Origin of the sequence: Actinoplanes octamycinicus (assembly GCF_014205225.1) — a bacterium.
Classification (GTDB): Bacteria; Actinomycetota; Actinomycetes; order Mycobacteriales; family Micromonosporaceae; genus Actinoplanes; species Actinoplanes octamycinicus.
Genome location: NZ_JACHNB010000001.1, coordinates 2,191,938 through 2,209,236, shown reverse-complemented (window position 1 = coordinate 2,209,236; position 17,299 = coordinate 2,191,938). Strand labels below are relative to the sequence as shown.

14 protein-coding genes and 1 tRNA gene are annotated in these 17,299 nt (G+C 68.2%); 7 read left to right on the top strand and 8 right to left on the bottom strand.

Features of this window, described 5'->3' with window-relative positions; all coding sequences use genetic code 11:
* Window positions 1–73: 73 nt before the first annotated feature.
* Window positions 74–250, top strand: a complete 177-nt coding sequence (locus BJY16_RS47025) for a DUF397 domain-containing protein (protein ID WP_239177139.1) — start codon at window positions 74–76, stop codon at window positions 248–250.
* 310 nt (window positions 251–560) lie between these two features.
* On the opposite strand, the gene BJY16_RS09940 is transcribed toward BJY16_RS47025, so the two are convergent.
* On the bottom strand, window positions 561–1,181 hold the full coding sequence (locus tag BJY16_RS09940; protein ID WP_185038924.1) for a hypothetical protein: 621 nt from the start codon (window positions 1,179–1,181) through the stop codon (window positions 561–563).
* Between the two features lie 292 nt (window positions 1,182–1,473).
* Here BJY16_RS09940 and BJY16_RS09935 point away from each other — a divergent pair, with 292 nt between their 5' ends.
* From BJY16_RS09935 to BJY16_RS09920, 4 genes are all read left to right on the top strand, one after another.
* On the top strand, window positions 1,474–2,961 hold the full coding sequence (locus BJY16_RS09935) for a hypothetical protein (protein WP_185038922.1): 1,488 nt from the start codon (window positions 1,474–1,476) through the stop codon (window positions 2,959–2,961).
* A gap of 77 nt (window positions 2,962–3,038) precedes the next feature.
* Entirely contained in the window at window positions 3,039–3,929 is an 891-nt protein-coding gene (locus tag BJY16_RS09930) for an HNH endonuclease (protein WP_185038920.1), read from the top strand.
* Window positions 3,930–4,903: 974 nt separating this feature from the next.
* Window positions 4,904–5,110, top strand: coding sequence for a helix-turn-helix transcriptional regulator (locus tag BJY16_RS09925; RefSeq protein WP_185038918.1), 207 nt, complete (start codon window positions 4,904–4,906; stop codon window positions 5,108–5,110).
* A gap of 3 nt (window positions 5,111–5,113) precedes the next feature.
* On the top strand, window positions 5,114–6,307 hold the full coding sequence (locus tag BJY16_RS09920) for a tyrosine-type recombinase/integrase (protein ID WP_185038916.1): 1,194 nt from the start codon (window positions 5,114–5,116) through the stop codon (window positions 6,305–6,307).
* Between the two features lie 123 nt (window positions 6,308–6,430).
* Here BJY16_RS09920 and BJY16_RS09915 read toward each other — a convergent pair.
* A tRNA-Thr gene (locus tag BJY16_RS09915) sits at window positions 6,431–6,504 on the bottom strand.
* 117 nt (window positions 6,505–6,621) lie between these two features.
* Between BJY16_RS09915 and BJY16_RS09910 the strand changes: the two genes are divergently transcribed.
* Complete coding sequence (locus tag BJY16_RS09910; RefSeq protein ID WP_185038914.1) at window positions 6,622–8,382, top strand: metallophosphoesterase family protein; 1,761 nt, start codon at window positions 6,622–6,624, stop codon at window positions 8,380–8,382.
* A 25-nt stretch (window positions 8,383–8,407) separates the two neighbouring features.
* Here the strand turns inward: BJY16_RS09910 and BJY16_RS09905 are convergent, their stop codons facing one another.
* On the bottom strand, window positions 8,408–9,247 hold the full coding sequence (locus BJY16_RS09905; protein WP_185038912.1) for a PSP1 domain-containing protein: 840 nt from the start codon (window positions 9,245–9,247) through the stop codon (window positions 8,408–8,410).
* Window positions 9,248–9,403: 156 nt separating this feature from the next.
* Here BJY16_RS09905 and BJY16_RS09900 point away from each other — a divergent pair, with 156 nt between their 5' ends.
* The gene (locus tag BJY16_RS09900) at window positions 9,404–10,876 is read left to right on the top strand and encodes a hypothetical protein (protein WP_185038910.1); all 1,473 of its coding nucleotides are present in this window, start codon (window positions 9,404–9,406) and stop codon (window positions 10,874–10,876) included.
* 60 nt (window positions 10,877–10,936) lie between these two features.
* On the opposite strand, the gene BJY16_RS09895 is transcribed toward BJY16_RS09900, so the two are convergent.
* The 5 genes from BJY16_RS09895 to BJY16_RS09875 all read right to left on the bottom strand — a co-directional run bounded on the left by BJY16_RS09895 (window position 10,937) and on the right by BJY16_RS09875 (window position 17,299).
* Complete coding sequence (locus BJY16_RS09895) at window positions 10,937–12,847, bottom strand: S8 family peptidase (RefSeq protein ID WP_185038908.1); 1,911 nt, start codon at window positions 12,845–12,847, stop codon at window positions 10,937–10,939.
* Window positions 12,844–14,559: a DUF7402 domain-containing protein gene (locus BJY16_RS09890; protein ID WP_185038906.1), complete on the bottom strand. Its 1,716-nt coding sequence runs from the start codon at window positions 14,557–14,559 to the stop codon at window positions 12,844–12,846. Before BJY16_RS09890 ends, BJY16_RS09895 begins: the two co-directional genes overlap by 4 nt.
* 663 nt (window positions 14,560–15,222) lie before the next feature.
* Window positions 15,223–15,735 carry a pyridoxamine 5'-phosphate oxidase family protein gene (locus BJY16_RS09885; protein WP_185046370.1) on the bottom strand — a complete coding sequence of 171 codons (513 nt, stop codon included), beginning with the start codon at window positions 15,733–15,735 and terminating at the stop codon, window positions 15,223–15,225.
* 626 nt (window positions 15,736–16,361) lie between these two features.
* Window positions 16,362–17,003 carry a hypothetical protein gene (locus BJY16_RS09880; RefSeq protein ID WP_185038904.1) on the bottom strand — a complete coding sequence of 214 codons (642 nt, stop codon included), beginning with the start codon at window positions 17,001–17,003 and terminating at the stop codon, window positions 16,362–16,364.
* Window positions 17,003–17,299, bottom strand: a complete 297-nt coding sequence (locus BJY16_RS09875; protein WP_185038903.1) for a hypothetical protein — start codon at window positions 17,297–17,299, stop codon at window positions 17,003–17,005. The genes BJY16_RS09880 and BJY16_RS09875 overlap by 1 nt, the downstream gene beginning before the upstream one ends.

Below are 17,299 nucleotides of genomic sequence, written 5' to 3'. Positions count from 1 at the left end.
TTGTTTACGGCAGCCAAGGAGACAAAGTGATTGAGGACAAGGGCTACGGCCACATCAAAAAGAGCGAGCTGGCGTGGCGCAAGGGCAGCCGTTCGCAGGCAGCAAAAGCAACTGCATGGAGGTCGCCGACTTGCCCGACGGCGGCTTCGCGGTGCGGGACAGCAAAGACCCGAACGGCCCAATCCTGTTCTTCACTCCGAGCGAGCGCGCCCCGTTCATCGCGGGAGTGCGGAAGGAAGACCTCCTATAGGACCGATCAGAAGCGTCGCGGCACCCTGGCAGTCCGATCGCGCAACGGCGCTGCGCGAGCGACCTGACCGGAGGCATGACCGTCCGCAGGCGACTTCGCCCCCACCACCATGCATCTCGTGCCGATCCGGAACTCGCACGGCTAGAGACGAAGGGCGGTTCGGCCGATCTTGATCATCAACCGTACGTCGACGGCTGACGTCGACATCATCATGAGCTGGCGTCGAGAGCGGTCGCGCGGCTTGCGCTCCGGGACGAGGAGCAGTGCACCGCGTCATATCAAGAGGCATGATATCGAGCATGTCAGCTCATCATTCTGACTCCGCGTGTGGGGTTTCTTCTCTGTTGTCGGAGCAGTCGTCCCCCTCCAGCTGATTGACTGCACGTGGCCCTTCGACGAACGCTCGGATTACTGCCTCGGGGTTGACCCTTGCTCCCTGCCTCTCTGCGGCATCGATGGCATACTCCGCGATGCGCCGCCGCTGGTTTACGTTGTAGGCGGAAACAGCCGCCCAAGCAACGCCCGTGAGTCCACCGGTGCCGAGGAGAGCGCTTATTAACCCAATGGCCCAGTCACCAGCACCGTTGTACACCCGCGGCCATTCCGGGTGCCGCCTTCGCTCCTCGACGTAGGCGAGCCAAGCTTCCGCGTCGTGAAAGTCGGCCGGCGGCTCCCACTCCACCGGCGGTCCCGCGGCGTCCGTGGGTTCTGTCAGACATTCCTCGACCGGCTTACCTTCGAGGCGGCGCAGGATCGCCACCGTCGCCCGGAGGTCGGCGGCGTTTCCCTCGCAGATGGCATGAGATTTACCGTCAGGCCCTAAGCCGAGGTACTTGAAGCGACGAGGGACATCCAGGCCGAGTTCATCCGCCGCGCGAGCTACTCGAGCTTGGTCGTCGTCATCATGGTCGACGTGGCTCGGCTCATCCATGCCGGCCATTATGCCAGCGTCAATCGACCACGGGGGTTGAGCTGGATCCGTCGCGCAGGCCTGCTGCCTCGCGACGTCTACAGACGACCGTACATCTATCTACTGCCTAAAACTGACTGCGCCGCCCTTGGCGCGCTTCTACATTGGTCTGAACTTCTGTGGGCGTTTCATCGCGTTGTGCGGCCGAAGGGGGTTCCCGAGCATGAGACCCGACGATGAGTTGCTGGATCTCGTAAGTCGCCGGCGTCAAGTCGCACGAGACCTTCCCGGTTGGCGCTCGGGTCCGAGTCGAGTGCTGCTGCTGCTCCAGTGCGCCACACGGCTTCGTGCGATGGAGATCGACCGAGGAGTTCGCACCGACGTGCCGTGGGAGTCGATCCTTGCTCAGATCATCACCTGGCATGCTGAGATCCCGCTCGGCGAGGGTCCTTGCACGGAACAAGCGGCGCTGGAGATATGCCGCGCCGCGCTGGAGGCTGCCAGGCTCGATAACCTTCACGGCACCATACGAGCCGGTGGCTACAAGGTTCGGCGCCAGGGTGAAGCGTTCCGTGTTCGCCAGTGCTGGGACCCAGCTATCGAAGCAGCCGACATGTTTCTGGAGGCGACGTCAGTTCCGGTTGACCTGCCGGAGATCACTCCGGTCGAGTTGCGATGGATCAAAAGCCGGCTAGGCAGCTCGCGGGAGCTACCTTCGAGCGATGTACTCCAAGCGTCCTCGCAACGAGCGGAGGTCGCTATCGAGGCCTACTGTCAAGCTCTCCCCGAGGGGCACCTTCCGGGCACTTTTCTGCTAGACCAAGGATTGACGATCAGTCAAGCAAAAAAGATTTTGTCTGTGGTCATGGGTTTCGCCTCCCTATGCGAGGCCGCGGCCCGTATTTATAAGCGCACAGAGGTGACGCTCGTCAACCTCAGGCGAGAACGGCTACTCGAGACCATCGCGGAGCTGCGGCCAGATATCGAGCCGTCCCACACTGAAACCCTTATTGAGCGCCTCACCTACCGACCGGGGCGATCTTGCCGAACGTCACCCTTGGTTGAGGTTGGAGAAGCAATAATCCTGTGCCCACCGCTGATCACCCCCAGGGTTGTCGATGGGATTATCCTCCGAGGCGCCGCGTACGATCCAAACCGTTACGGGCCGATTGGCCAGCGCCAGGGCGCGCGGGCTGTCAAATGGAAGGATTGGTTCACCGGAGTTCCAGGTGTCGTAGTTGCCGAACGAATTCGTGCTCGCCGCTCCGACCGGACTGCGGCCGGGGACCTAGATGTCGTAGCTGTTGACGTACCACACCGGCGCGGATTGTGCTTGGAAATAAAATGGCCAATCGACGCGACAACCCTTTCCGAGGTCACGAAGACAGAGGATTGGGTGAATTCGGCGGCACTACAAGTCGACCGCCTTCGCAAGGAACTTCAATCAGGTACTGCTGCCGTCCAGATGCCGCCGGGATGGCCCGCTTTCGATGACATCGATTGGACTTGGGCAGTCGGTACACCTCAGCAGCTTTGTTTGCGCCCATCTCCTATTCCTAATGTCTATTCCACATCGTTTCGGTATCTCTCTGCTCACGGGCATCCTGAGGGCATTATGGACGTGATCGATACGATTACCTCACCTGACTTGCCGGCCGAAGGGCTTCACTTCCAAATCGACACAATCGACTACGAGATCGGACGTTGGAGAGTGATACAGGACGCCATTTTGCTGAAAGAGGATGGGTGGGCGCCTCGAGCATGGGCGGGTCACTCCAAGCTTGGCGCTGACTCTCGTTAGACACGGTCCTCTTCGGCGGGGGCAAGGGCGAAAGATTGCGATCGGCATCGCGTTAGTCGAGCGGATAGCCTCGTTGGATGGCAAAGCGTGCACCTGACTCGATTTCCATCCAACTTCCTAACGGCCGAAGCCTCGACGCGAAGAACGAGACGCCGGGGCCGGTCGAGGAGGGCGAGCTAGAGCTGGTCGAGGCACTGCAGCCGCGGCGTTTCGACGCATGCCCGATCTGCGGCAGCCCGGAAGCAACGGAGGAAGAGCACGTGCCGCCCGAAAGTATCGGCGGGAAGGGGATGACCTGGACGTGCAAGCCGTGCAACAACTCCTTCGGCAGTAGGGTCGAGGCCGACCTGCTCGACTGGTACGAGGGTGCGCTGACGACGTGGTTCGCATCAGAGACGGTGCGGGGTAAGCGCCGGACCGGCCGGATGCTGGTGCGCTGGACCGAGAACGGCGAATACGTGCTCCTGCCGGTGGGCAAGTCGGACGAGATCTACGCCGAGATCCTGGCCGCCGGCAACGTTGAGATGGAGTTCGACACCCCGGAGCACAAGCGCTGGTCAATCGCTCTACTCAAGTGCGTCTACCTCGCCCTCTGCATCAAATTCGGTGTAATCCAAGGCCCGTGGGCCGATCAGGTCCGCGCAGACCTACTTGCGGCACGTGACGCACGCAGACGGGTTGACGTACCGCCCAGCGAGATCGCTCAGCGCCTCTATGTACTGCGCGCATTCGGACCGGAGCCGATCACCTCGAGCCCGGTCGTCACGAGCATCATCCACGGACCAGACGGCCCGATTGAAGGCGTGCTCCTCGCTGGGCGGCTGTTCGTCTCCTGGTCGCCAGTCGACGACGATCAAGCAGCCACGCCGGATGAGATCGGCCGACGCGTAATGGCCATGCGGGTTGGAGAGCCGATGTCGAGCGTCGTGACCGCCGTTACCCCGGAACCACGACGCTCAGTCGGCTGACCTTTGCATGCCGCGGAGAATCTGCGCGGGCGTGGACTCGCGGGATGTTGGGTCCTAATGAAGTGATACCTCTTATCAGTCGGTTCCGGTCCACCAGTCCTCCGCACCGTCATCTACCAGGTCAGGTGCTGTGTTCAAGGGGGCGCGGTCAGGCGAGTGCTCCGGCTCGTTGGGTGCCTCGTTGGACCGCTCGTTGGAGGTCTCGTTAGACCCCTCGCCCCGGCGAAGGTGCCCGGCGGCGGTCGCGGTCGCAGAATCGTTTGTGTCACAGAGTGGCGGTTCATCAGGCGAAGCACCTCCAACTGGCCCGACCCCCCGCGAGACGTCGTGGAGTCGGGCGCCACAGACGACGGATCGGTGAGCCCGAGTTCGACCGGCGCGGATGGCCATCCTCCTCATAGAGGGAGTGAGCCGTCACGGGTGTCAGCGCCGTCAGCGGGGCCGGTCGAAGCCGAGGTCACCAGATGCGGAAGAGCCCGCACTAATAGATACAGATTTAGGCTCGATTTTCGACAACCTGCAGGTCAGAGTCGCTGATCCTGATCTTGTTCAACCTGGCATCGATCTTGTTCAAGGGGCTGAGGCGACAGGCTGATGTCGAAAATCGGGCCGAAATCTGTATCTCTATATGTCAGCGTTCGTCGGCGGACGTGGCCCACCACGCCTATGCCGCAGTCCCAGAGGCACCCCGTCGACAGCCGGCCTCTCGCCCGTAACGGATCGGTCGCGAACATCCGGCTTGACCACTCCACAACGTCGGACATCAATCAGTTGCGACAGCCGACGCGCGCCGTTGACCCAGGTCGGGGCAGCGTCACCGCATCCCCGGCTGGTCAGGGCCGGGCAGCCGAAAGGGCAACTGATCCGTGCGTGCCACAACCCGACGCCGGACCGGACACCGGCACCGGCCACCGGTCATCCGCGAACCACGCCAACCGTGCACGCGGTGGCCCGTCCGGCCCGGCTGGCCGCCGATGAACGACCCCATGCCCGAATGGCGGCCCGACCCGCTAATGACCGTGGACGACGTCGCTACCTGGCTCCGAACGCCGAAGCACACTCTCTATGCCTGGCACAGCCGGGGCAAGGGGCCGCGCGCCATTCGAGTTGGCAGGACGCTGCGCTACCGGCGCAGCGAGGTCGAACGCTGGCTCGACGTCCAGACCGACCCGGAGCGCTGAGCCGTGGCGCGACCTCCTCTACCCATTGGTACCTACGGCACGATCCGCACCGAGGAAATCGGGCCCAACCGGTTCCGCGCCCGGGCTCGCTTCCGCGACTACGACGGCAGGATCCGCGACGTCGAGGCCACGGACGCCACCAGCCCAGCCGCGATCCGCAAGTTGAAGGAGAAGCTTCGTGATCGCGTCGCGCCCAACGACGACGACATCACGAGGGAGACCCACGTCGAGACACTGGCCAAGCTGTGGCTTGAGGAGGTGAAGGCAGAGGAACGGATCACGCCGCAAACCCTCGACAGGTACGAGATCAGCGTCAGGGTCTCGATCGTGCCGGCTATGGGAGCACTCCGTCTCCGAGAGGCAAGCGTGGGCCGCATCGACAAGTTCCTCCGAGCGGTGGCTCAAGAACGTCCTTCCGCGGCCAAAAGCGCCAAGGTCGTTCTCGGTCAGATGTTCGCATTGGCGGTCCGCCACGGAGCCCTGCCGAGCAACCCGGTCCGGGACACCGGACGACTGCGTAACCCGCGCCAACAGGTGGTTGCGCTCGACATGGAGCAGCTGGAGAAAGTCCGTGCGGCGATCCGGGAGTGGCAGCAACCCAAGCCCGGGAAGTCCGGCCCACGACCCTCCGGGGACCTGGCCGACATCGTCGACCTGATGCTGGCCACCGGCGCCCGTATCGGAGAGATCCTCGCTTTGCGGTGGGCGGACCTCAACCTTGCCGCTGACCAGGCAACGGTGACCATCTGCGGCACGATCGTCTACGTACGGGGCAAGGGGTTCTTCCGGCAGGAGTGGACCAAGAGCGAGGCTGGCTTCCGGAAGCTCGTCCTGCCCCGGTTCGCCGTCGCCATGCTCCTGGCTCGGAAGGTCTCTGCTGCCGACAACCCGTTCGATGCGATCTTCGCGTCCCGGCGCGGCACCTGGTTGTCTCCGCAGAACGTCCGACGGCAGTGGCGTCAGGCCCGTGCCGAGGCCGGCTTGGAGTGGGTGAAGCCGCACACCTTCCGCAAGACCGTCGCCACGCTCATCGGCAACGAGGTCGACGCGGACAGCGCAGCCGCTCAACTCGGGCATGGCGACAAGGCGATCACCAAGAAGCACTACATCGAAGAGCCCGCCGTCGCCCCGGACAGCTCCGCCATCCTTGAACGCCTCGGCGGCCGACCCTCGAAGCGGCGGCCCCGGGCCGCATAGGCCCAGCCCGCCGGACCTGATCGCCGCTGCCAGTTAGTGGGGGTTTTCCGGGGGGAAGTTCAAATCCGAGGGACAAAAATAACGGCCCTGACCAGCTAAAACCCTGGTCAGGGCCGTTCTCTGAGCCGCCTGTCGGAATCGAACCGACGACCTACGCATTACGAGTGCGTCGCTCTAGCCGACTGAGCTAAGGCGGCAACAGTTCCCAAGTGTACGACACCGGCAGATCGATTTTGCGGGCGGGCCGGGGCTGCTGAGGACTGCCGATGTCGTACCCCGGGGCTAGTGTGCTTTTTGTGACAGAGGATCCGTCGATGCCTGTCGTTCCCCCCGCGCCTCCCGCCGCCGCCCCGCCGGCCGAGGCCGAGCACACCATGCCGTCCCGGCCGGGCAGCCTCGATCCGCAGGAGCTCGGCTTCACCCCGCAGAAGCCGATCGGCTGGCTCGCCCCACTGCTGCTGCTCAGCACCGGGCTGCGGGCGCTGCTGGCGATCTTCTTCGGGGCCTATCTCGACAAGCGCGAGCTGCAGAACGCGTTGGACGCCGACTTCTTCGACCACTCGGCGACGGCCGACGGCGAGATGTGGCTGGACTACGTGGCCGATCTGGGCGACGGCTTCGACGCGACGTATTCGATCGCCTGGCTGCTCGCCCAGCCGTCGCTGACCGTGGCCGGCGCGACCCTGCCCCGCGGCCGGCTGCTGCTGATGGGCGGCGACCAGGTCTATCCGCTGGCCAGTGGCGACGGTTACGAGAGCCGGATGAAGGGGCCGTACCGCGCGGCGCTGCCCGAGGCGCCGGCCGGGGAACCGCGACCCACCCTGTTCGCGCTGCCCGGCAACCACGACTGGTACGACGGGCTGACCGCGTTCCTGCGGCTCTTCGCGCGCCGCAAGGACGGGCACATCGGCGGATGGCGCACCGAGCAGCGCCGGTCGTACTTCGCCGTGAAGCTGCCGCAGAACTGGTGGCTGTTCGCGGTGGACGAGCAGTTCGGGGCGTACATCGACGATCCCCAGCTGCTCTACTTCGAGAAAGCGGCCCGGGAGGTCGGGCCGGACGACCGGATCATCCTGATGACCCCGTCCCCGACCTGGGTGAAAGCGCGGGACAACCCGGAGGCGTACGACGCCGTCGACTACTTCCTGCGCACCATCCTGGCGCCCACCCAGGCGCAGGTGCGGGTGCTGGTCTCCGGTGACCTGCACCACTACGCGCGATACACCGGTGACGATCGGGAGCTGATCACCTGCGGCGGCGGCGGGGCGTACCTGCTGGGCACCCACAAGCTGCCGGAGACCATCGTGGTGCCGCCGCGGGAGACGCTGACCCGCAGCCGCTCCCGCAGCCGGGACTACCGGCTGGCGGCCCGCTTCCCGGAGTCGGCCCAGTCGCGCAAGCTGGGCTGGGGCGTCTTCCACCGGGTGCCGCGGCGCAACGCCGGGTTCGCCACCATGCTCGGCATCATCCACACGCTGACCATGCTGCCGATGGCCGGCGCGGCCCGGCAGGGCGGCAACATCCAGCGGCTGTTCAGCATCCCGCTGCTGCTCATGCTGACGTTGATCATGATCGGCACGGTGCTCTTCGCGAAACCGCCGGGCGCGGCCAAGGCCAAACACGCGCGGCACTGGATCCTCGGGGTGAGCCACGGGCTGGCGCAGATCGGGCTGGCCGCGGCGGGCACCTGGGTGTGGTTGCGGCTGCCGTTCCAGGACTGGGCGTGGCCCGGCCCGTTCATCGTCGCGGCGGTGCTCTACGGCCCGGTGATCGCGATCCTGGCCACCCAGTTGCTCGCGTTGTACCTGCTGGTGGCGAGCTCCTTCGACGTGAACCTCAACGAGCTCTTCGCGGGGCAGGGCATCGAGGACGCGAAAAGCTTCCTGCGACTGCACATCGACCGGGAGGGGACGCTGACCATCCATCCGCTCGGCGTGGACCGGGTCTGCCATCGCTGGGCGGCAGACCCGGGCGGCGAGCCGCACGCGCCCTGGTTACGGCCGGAGGAGCCGATCGAGGTGCACCGAATCGAGCCGCCCATCCCGGTGGCGGGGCCGGGGACGCCACGGGCGTGAGCGGAGGGCGTACCGGCAAAGGGGTCTACGGGTTGTAATGCGCGTCGTGCGCCTGGCGCGGGGCGCAGACCGACGCTCGGGAGCAGGAGCAGCGGGAGCCGTCGGCGTCCATCCGGACCACGACCGCATCCTTCGGCACACTGTGCGCGACCACCCGGCCGTCGCCCTCCGGGGTGCTGACGCGGCTGCCGACGGCTGGCGCGGAGGCCTGGAACTGCTGGTAGAGCGGGTGTTCGTATTTGAGGCAGCACATCAGGCGGCCGCAGGCTCCGGAGATGCGCAGCGGGTTGAGCGGGAGGTCCTGGTCTTTCGCCATCCGGATGGTGACCGGCTCGAAATCGGTCAGGAAGGTGGCGCAGCACAGGTCACGGCCGCAGGAGCCGATGCCGCCCTGGACGCGGGCCGAGTCGCGCGCGGAGAGCTGGCGCAGCTCGACCCGGCAGTGCAGGGTGGCGCCCAGGTCGCGGACCAGCGAGCGGAAGTCGACCCGGTGCGGCGCGGTGAAGTAGATCGTGGTCCGCGGGCCGTTGGCGCCGCCCTGGTCCAGCACGTGGTCGACGGCGACCACCTTCATCGGCAGCTCGTGCGCCTTGATCAGTTTCTTGGCGGCGACCTTGGCCTCCGCCTTGCGTTTCCGGAGCAGCTCGTCGCGGCGCAGGTCGTCGTCGCCGGCGATCCCCATGATCTTGGGGAATCCGTCGGTCTCCTCGCTGACCCATTGCGGCGCCCAGACGCACTCCGCCACCTCGGGACCGTCGTCGGTCGGCACCAGCACGCGGTCGCCGACGGACGGGGTGAACTCGCCCGGATCGAGGTAGTAGAGGCGGCCGTACCGGTTGAAACTGACCGCGCACAGCATGCCCATGACGACAACCCTACGACCCTTGACCAGCCGCACCAAATGCCGGATTTGAACTACCCGCGAGGGTTGTCGCATAGATGCCGCGCAACCGCCCCTATCGACCTTCGTTGGCCAGTCCCGTAGACGCCGCCCCGGCGGCTCGCGTCGAAAGGAACTGCCATGACACCCGCCAGGTCGTTGGCCGCCAGTGTCGCCGCGCTCGGGTTCGCGGGCACGCTGACCGCACCCCTGCCGGCGCTCGCCGCGCCGGAGTCCTGTGCCCGGCCGCAGCGGTATGCCGCGCAGGCGGAGGCGGAGTTGCTCCGGATCCAGCGGCTCGACCTCGGAGCCGCGGCGGCGAAGCGGGAGCACGGGGCCGGCCTGCCGAAGCGGGACAGCGACGAGCGGCCGTCGTCTCCGTCGCCAGAGCCCTCCTCGTCGGCGTCGCCGGCTCCCGAGGAGAGCGCCGGGAAGGTGCTGGAGGAGCTGCGGACCGAGTCCAGCTTCGCGCCGGCCGCCTGGCGGAAGAAGCCGGCCGACGTCGTCGCCGGGGTCGGGCTCGGCGACGCGCGCAGTGTCATGATCGCCGACGCGCCGGTGAAGTCGGCGGCCGCCGGGCTGATCCTCAACGGACGGGTCGCCGGGGCGCCCGCGGCCGAGCAGGTGCTCCGGCAGGCGCCGCCGTCGCACCCGGAGCCGATCGAGCAGCACACCGGGCCGAAGCGGTTCGGGCCGATCCAGGTGGGTGGCGGGGCGATGTCCGCGCGCGCCCGGTGGGAGCCGGAGTTCGGGTGCGGGACCGGCCGGGGGGAGATCTCCCGGTCGTCGACCCGGCTGGACCGGATCCGGCTGGGTGGGGACCTGATCGCCGTACCGTCGCAGTCCTCGACCGCGAGCAGCACCGGCCTGCACGGGAACGGCGGCGCGGCGCGGTCGGTCGCCGAGGCGACCGTCACCGCCGGCCGGATCGAGATCGCCGGCGGCGAGGTCCGGATCAAGATCCTACGGGCGCCGACCCTGCGGGTCAGCATGTCGGCGACCGAGGGCGGCGAGGTCCGCTTCCAGCCCGCGGTGGTCGAGGTGTCCGGACCGGGAGTTTCCGGTACGCGACTCGAGACGTCCACCGATCGCCTGGACGTGACCGTCGACGACCTGGGCCCGGTGACCGAGTCGTCGCCGTCGCCGGTGCTGCCGTCGCGGGGGTCGCCGGTGCCGTCGATCCCCGGCCTGCCGATCCCGTCCGGTGGCGCCGGCGGCGGTTCGCCGCTGCTGGAAGGTGCCCCAGCCGGGAAGGCGATCGTCCGGGTGGCGCTGGGCGACGTCCGGCAGGCCTCGAAGGGGCACGCGTTGGCGGCCCGCGCGACCGCGGTCAAGGTGTCCGTGCTGCGCGCCCCGGAGCGGGGCCGGGGCAAGGCCGGCTACGGATCGGCCGGCGCGGTCGCCGAGCTCGGGATCGGGATGCTGGAGGCGGCGGCGGTCGCGCCCGAGCCGGGGCGGCACACCGTGGAAGCCGGTCCGGCATCGGCGGCCGCGGCGACCCTGCCGGTGACCGGGCCGAAGCTGGCGCCCCTGGTGATCACCGGGGCCGGGCTGCTGGTCGGCGGGATGTGCGCGATCCTGCTGGGCTCCCGGCGGCGGCGTCCCCGGCCGTGATCCCCGCGGTGGTCGCCTGCCGGCCGGATCGGGCCGGTCCGGCAGGCGACCACCGGGCGGTTACTTCTTCCAGGTCCGCACCGGCGAGTAGACCACGTTGCCGACCTTGTCCCGGACGCCGAGCGAGACCTTCATGGTCTTGCCCAGGCTTCGGGTGTCGACCGACCAGGAGATGCTGGTGCTGGTGCTGGTCTTGATCAGCTTGTTGTTGATCCACAGCTCGGCCCGGTAGACACCGCTGCCGCCGTCCCAGGTGCTGGCGGTGACCTTGACGGTGTTCCCGACCTTCGCGTTGTTGGCCGGCGCGTTGAACTTGTAGCTCGGCTTGGTGTTGTCCGCGACGATGTTGCGGTAGAAGACGGCCAGGTTGGCGGCCTTGTCCCAGACCTTCCACTGCAGCTTCACGACGCCGTTGCGGGTGCCGCTGTTGTAGTTCACGGCGTACGGCGCGGTGTAGTCGCTGCCGACGAAGGCGCCGTCGGCGTAGAGGGCGGCGCCGAGGATGCCGGAGCCGGCCAGGTAGCCGCCGCCGGTGTCGGTGACGCCGGTCGCCGTCACGGAGACCGTGCCGCGGAACTTGGTCAGGTAGGCCGGGGTGGCGTCGGTGATCTTCGGCGCGGTGGTGTCCACCTTGCCGACCGCGCGGTCCGCCCGGACCGTGCCGAAGGCGACCCACTTGTCCGAGGCGCTCGGCGGGACGGCGGTGCTGGTCAGCGCGTTCTCGACGGTCCACAGGTTGACCGTGGAGGTGCGGGCGCGGACCAGTCCGGCGACCGCGGAGGCCAGGGCCGTCGACACCGACGTGCCGCACATCGATGTGGTGGCGCCGGTGCCGGTGAGCACGGCCGCGCAGTACGGCGCGGCCAGGTCGACCCAGTCGGCGCCGTAGTTCGTCCCCATCCGCTTCTTGGGATCCTTGTTCGGATCGTCGTCCGGGGTGTACCGCCCGCCGGCGGTGTTGATCCCGCCGACGCCCAGCACGCCGGGATTGGCGGCCGGGTACTGCTTGAGCACGCCCCACTCGTTGTTGCGAACGGAGTTGCCGGCACTGGCGATCACGACCGCGCCCTTGCCCCGGGCGTAGTCGATCGCCCGCTGCATCGTCTGACCGGCCGTGGCCGTCCGGTCCTGATAACCCAGCGACAGGTTGATGACCTTGGCGCCCTGATCGGCCGCATACTCGACGGCCGGAGCGATCTTGTCGTCTTCGCCGGTGCCGCGCATGTCCAGCGCCTTCACCGGCAGGATCTTGCAGGTCGGGCAGGCCGCGTTGACCAGTGAGGCCATCGCGGTGCCGTGGCTGTTCGTGCTGTCATCTGCGCTGCTGTCGATGTTCGGCATGAAGGATTCGCCGGGAAGCAGCACGTCGGCCAGCCCGCCGACCGGGTTGACGCCGGTGTCCACCACCGCGACCACCGGGCTGCTCCAGGTGGTGGCGGTCTCCCAGGCGGCCGGGACGGCGATCTGGGTCAGCACGTCACGCATGTTCGGCGGCGGCGGGGTGTCGGCAGCCTTTGTGGAGCTGGTCGACTCCTCGGCCGTTGTGGAGCCGGTCGACTCCTCGGCCGCAGGCTCGCCGGTCGACTCCACCGTCGCCGGCTCGCCGGACGGCTCCTCGGCCGCGGCGGCCACCACCGTCCGGTTCTCCTCGACGTAGTCGACGCCCTTCTGGGCCTCGAGCACCGCCGAGATCGAGTCGGCCTCGTCGGCCGGGACCACGATCGTGCGGGCCGCCAGCTTCTCCAGCAGGGCCGCGCCGCGCAGCTTGTAGCCCTTGTCCAGCAGGCGCTGCGCGGAGCTGTCCGCGTTGTTCTGCTTCAGACCGACGATCAGCTCCACGGTCGGGCCGTCACCGGCGAACGCCGGGATGGTGACGCCGGCGGCGACCACTACGACGGAGGCGAACAGCGCGGTCTTCGCCCGCGGCGAGAGCCGCCGCAGGTACCGGTGCTTGCCGGGGCTGGCGCTCATCGGGCCGGCTCCACCTGGATCTCGGCCAGCCCGACGTTCTTGGTGGTCGAGCTGACCCCGGTCACCGTGAAGGTGAGGCTGGTGGTGGTGCGCTTGCTGAAGCTGACCGTGTACCCGGAGCCGTTGTTGGGCAGTGCCGGGACGGAGACCGTGCTGCCGTCGCTGAACTTCAGCGTGCCGCCGGTGATCTGGTCGTTGGCGTTCGGCCGGTCGTGGAGCACGACGCGGTCGACGGTCTGCGGGCTCTTCCAGTCCAGGCGCAGCCAGCTGCCGGTCTTGCCACCCGAGGTGGCCCACTCCCGGTTGTAGCCGATGCCGGTGCCGACCGTGTAGCCGTCCACCGCCTTGCCGGCCAGCTGGGTGGTGCCGGCGGTCTGCGAGGAGGCGGTCACGGTGGCCCGCGGCGCGACCGTGGTCGAGTAGGCCTGCAGCTCGGCGAGGCCGACGTTGACCGTCTTGGCGCCGACCGCGGTGACGGTGAACCGGACGTTGGTCACCTTCTTCGGCGCGAACGTCACCACCTTGGCCTCGCCGTTGTCGGGCAGGCCGTAGACCGCGATGCTGCTGCCGTCGCTGAACTTGAGGGTGCCGTTCAGCGCCTGGTCGCTCAGGTTCGGCCGGTCGTAGAGCACCACCCGGTCGATGGTCTGCGCGTTCGGCCAGGTGGCCTGGATCCAGCTGCCGGTCTTGCCGCCGACGGTCACCCACTCACGGCTGGTGTCCGTCGTCGTGTAACCGAGGTTGTCCACCGCCTTCGTGGCGAGCTGACCGGTCTTGGTGTTCTGCGACGACGCGGTGTAGGTCGCCAGCGGGGCGACGTTCTGCGTGCCGCTGTACTCACCGTCGGTGTGGTACTGCCGGAACGAGCGGATGTCGTGCGCGCCGTTCAGGCAGTCGGCGGCGTTCTGGCAGACCAGCGGGTCGTGCGGGGCGTAGGCCTCGAAGATGGCGAGCTTGCGGTCCTCGTCGGCGTAGGCCACGTTGGCGGCCGCGCCGGACATCGGGTAGCCCTGGTAACCGACCACGCGGTGCGGGTTGGTGTACCGCTTCTGCGCGGCGTAGGCGAAGTAGCCGGCGACGTGGTGGTCGCTGTGGTCCCGGTCGCCGAGCTTGCCGGCGTAGTCCTGGGTACGCACCGCCTCCGGCTGCAGGGTCTGCATGATGTCCAGCAGCAGGTCGGTCAGGCCGGCCTTGGTGTAGGTGTTGACGCCGTCCACCGAGTGGATCGAGCTGAGCGTGTCCTGGTAGAGCTTCTGCACGCTCTCCTTCTTGGTGGTCGGGAAGCCGCTCCCGTCCATCGCGCCGTCCGGCGCGCGCAGGAAGATCAGGCCGACCTCCGGCCGGTCCTCCAGGGTGTCGAACTCGACCTGGTAACCGGCGAACTTCTCGGTGCGCTTGTTCCAGTCGTCGTCGGCGTCCGCCATGAACGCGTAGGCGGCCCGCGGACCGTTCTCCCGCTCGCGCCAGTAGGCCTCGCCCTTGTCGGCGTCGCCGGCGGTGACGAAAACGGTCACGGTGCAGCGTCGGGCATCGATGTCACGCTGGATGTCCGGGTTCAGGAACAGGATGTCGTCATCCTGGTGCGCCACGACATTGAGCGCGCCGCCCGGGGCGCAGCCGACCGCGGAGGCCGCGTCGGCGTGCATCGTGGCCAGGCTGACGCCCAGCACCGTGACCGCCCCGAAGGCACTCCAGCGCGAAATTCTCTTCAAGCCCATCGTCCCCCGCAGGCCTTCGCAGTATGCAAGCGATCTTCACTTTAGAAACTTCTGCACCAATGTGAAGACCGCGAGGACGAAACGTGAGCGATCCGACGTGAGATATCCCACTCACATCGATTCCGAGCTATCCGCGCGCCTTGCCCAAGGCCGTTTGACACCGCGCTGACCTGCTCGTTCGTCCCTTCCATCGGGCACAATGACCCGAATCCACCGGTTTCACCGGATTGGCGCGACCGGCGCACCGCTACCCAAGATCCGTCCTCCGCTCACGGGAGTCAATACCTTTAGGCTTCAAGCTCTCCGGTACGAAATGAGCACTGTCCGTAGCGGCCCGAAGTGGCCGTGCGTAGCCGTTTCGTCACACCGTTCTGCCTGGTCGGCGCCGGTCCCCGGCCCTGCTTGCCGAGCCCTGACGAGTCAGCACAGCGCAGTCACCCATTTCTTTGTGTCGATGGCAGGGCTCATCGCGATTCTTCCCGCCTTCGCCGGCCGCCAGGTCCGACGCGGGGCGAAGCCTTCCCCGCCTTCACGCCGCCAGGTCTGGCGTAGGGCGAAACCGTCCCGCCTTCACGCCGGCCGCCAGGTCCGGCGCGAGGCGAAGCCCTCCCCGCCTTCACGCCGCCAGGTCTGGCGTAGGGCGAAACCGTCCCGCCTTCACGCCGGCCGCCAGGTCTGGCGTGGGGCGAAGCCGTCGCGGCGGAGCCAGTGCTCGGTGTAGACAATCCGGTCCGGGTCGATGACGACCAGGGTCTCGGCCGGGGGTTCGGTGAGCGGACGGCCTCGCTCGGCGTGCTCGTTCTCCCAGCGGAAGGCCTCCCAGTAGGGCGCCTGCTCCGGATCGTCCGGCCCGAGCACCCGCGCTTTGCCGAAGAGTTGCGCGCCACGGCTGCTGGCAAGCCCGTGCAGCGGCGCGAAGATGCCGACGGAGACGCGCGGGTCAGCCGCGATGTTCCGCATCTTCGGCGATCGGGGCGAAGCGGTGAACATCACCGCGAAGTCCAGCGAGTAGTAACGCACCGGCGTGGCCACCGGCCCGTCCGGACCGCTCGTGGCCAGCACACACATGTTCTGGCTGGAGAACAGATTCCGAATGCGCTCCTCAAGCCGCTCACCCGGCAACCGCCGCGTCGGCACAGGCCCCGCCAGCCAGGGATTCGTCAAAGCCATCAATGAACAATATCGGTCCCACCCCACCCAACTCCCCCGGCAACATCGCCCCACTCCGACCCCCGGGCAACATCGCTGGGATCCAGCTCCGGCAACATCGCCCTGCTCCGGCCCCCAGCAACATCGCCTCGATCCGGCCCACCCGATGAGCGGGACGCCAACGGACCCCGGACGGGCCGCAGACCACAACTGCACGTCTGACCGCCTCGATCGGCAGGCCGCGAAGGAATGGGCTGGCGCGATAGGCCCGATTTGAGTGACGGACTGCCTCGATCGACCTGTCGTGGGTGGACGGCTGTGCCCACCTGGCCGCGGAGGCAGGTGTCTTAGGGGCGGCGAGATTTCCGGCCACCCGGGGTCGGTGACCACGCGGAATCGGCGATCGGGCGGCGCGCAATCGAGCGGCCAGCGGCGGGTGGCAGGTGGTGGGCGATCAAGCGGCGAGCGATCGGGCGGCCAGCGGCGGGTAGCGGGCGGCGGGCGGCGGGCGGCGAGAAATCCGGAGGGTGGGCGATCAAGCGGCGAGCGATCGGGCGGCCAGCGGCGGGTAGCGGGCGGCGGGCGATCAAGCGGCGAGAGATCCGGAGGGTGGGCGATCAGGCGGGTGGCGGTTAGGCGGATGGCGGTTAGGCGGGTTGGGGGGATTTCAGAGGGGCTGCTTCGGTTAGGAGGTCTTCGGCCTGGTCGTAGGCGCTGGCGATGGTGGCCAGCAACCGGGCGGCTATGTCGGCGGCGGCTCGGGACTCGTCGGGGGTGGGTAGGCCGGATTGGGTGCTGGTCTCGGTGGCGGCGCCCAGGTGGGCGGGACCGACGGTCAGGGCGGGGGCTGAGGTGAGCACGCCGGCCAAGCAGGTGGCCAGGGCGTGGCGGGTGCGGGTCATCCAGTCGGCTACGGCGTCGGCCAGGTCGGCGGTCGCGGTCATCCGGCGGGACAGGCTGTCCGGGCCGGCGTTGAGCTGCTCGGCGGTGCGGCGGCGGGCCGCCTCATAGGACTCGGCGGCGGCGCCGGACCAGTCGGTCGCCAGCGGCAACGCGTCGGCGGTGGCGGCGCACGCCCGGGCCTGGGCGCGCAGCTCGGGCACCGCCTCGGCGACCGCGGCCGGATGCAGGGCGGCGACCGCCCGCACTGCGTCACCGGGCAGCAGCCGGACCCGGCGCAGCTCCGGCCAGACGTCGTGGCCGGCCGGCGCGCCGACCGTGGCGAGCACCTCGTCGACGCGGCTCAGCAGCGACTCGGTGGCGGCCAGCAGGTGGTCGAGGCGATCCATCACAGCCCTCGCAGGAAGCGGTGCTGGACCGCGTTGTCGGTCTCGGCGTAGTCCCGCGAGTTCGCCCGCACCGCCTCGGCCATCTCGGACAGACGGCCGGCCAGCCCGGCGGCCTCGCCGGCCCGGGCCCGCAGCACCGCCGCCCAGTCCTCGTGCAGGCGCCGGCCGATCCGGCCGGGTCGCCCGGCGTCGTCAGCGCCGAACGCGGCAGCGCCTGGCACCAGCTCGGGCACCCGCCGGTCCATCGTGGCCAGCGTGGCGGCGGCCTGGTCGATCCGGTCGGCGAGTCGGTCCAT

Coding starts and splice junctions, on each gene's coding strand:
- BJY16_RS09885 (WP_185046370.1), bottom strand. CDS start 15,735: ATGGCTTTGACGAATCCCTGGCTGGCGGGGCCTGTGCCGACGCGGCGG.
- BJY16_RS09880 (WP_185038904.1), bottom strand. CDS start 17,003: ATGGATCGCCTCGACCACCTGCTGGCCGCCACCGAGTCGCTGCTGAGC.
- BJY16_RS09895 (WP_185038908.1), bottom strand. CDS start 12,847: ATGAGCGCCAGCCCCGGCAAGCACCGGTACCTGCGGCGGCTCTCGCCG.
- BJY16_RS09930 (WP_185038920.1), top strand. CDS start 3,039: ATGGCAAAGCGTGCACCTGACTCGATTTCCATCCAACTTCCTAACGGC.
- BJY16_RS09940 (WP_185038924.1), bottom strand. CDS start 1,181: ATGGATGAGCCGAGCCACGTCGACCATGATGACGACGACCAAGCTCGA.
- BJY16_RS09900 (WP_185038910.1), top strand. CDS start 9,404: ATGACACCCGCCAGGTCGTTGGCCGCCAGTGTCGCCGCGCTCGGGTTC.
- BJY16_RS09905 (WP_185038912.1), bottom strand. CDS start 9,247: ATGGGCATGCTGTGCGCGGTCAGTTTCAACCGGTACGGCCGCCTCTAC.
- BJY16_RS09925 (WP_185038918.1), top strand. CDS start 4,904: ATGAACGACCCCATGCCCGAATGGCGGCCCGACCCGCTAATGACCGTG.
- BJY16_RS09875 (WP_185038903.1), bottom strand. CDS start 17,299: ATGGACCGACTCGCCGACCGGATCGACCAGGCCGCCGCCACGCTGGCC.
- BJY16_RS09910 (WP_185038914.1), top strand. CDS start 6,622: ATGCCTGTCGTTCCCCCCGCGCCTCCCGCCGCCGCCCCGCCGGCCGAG.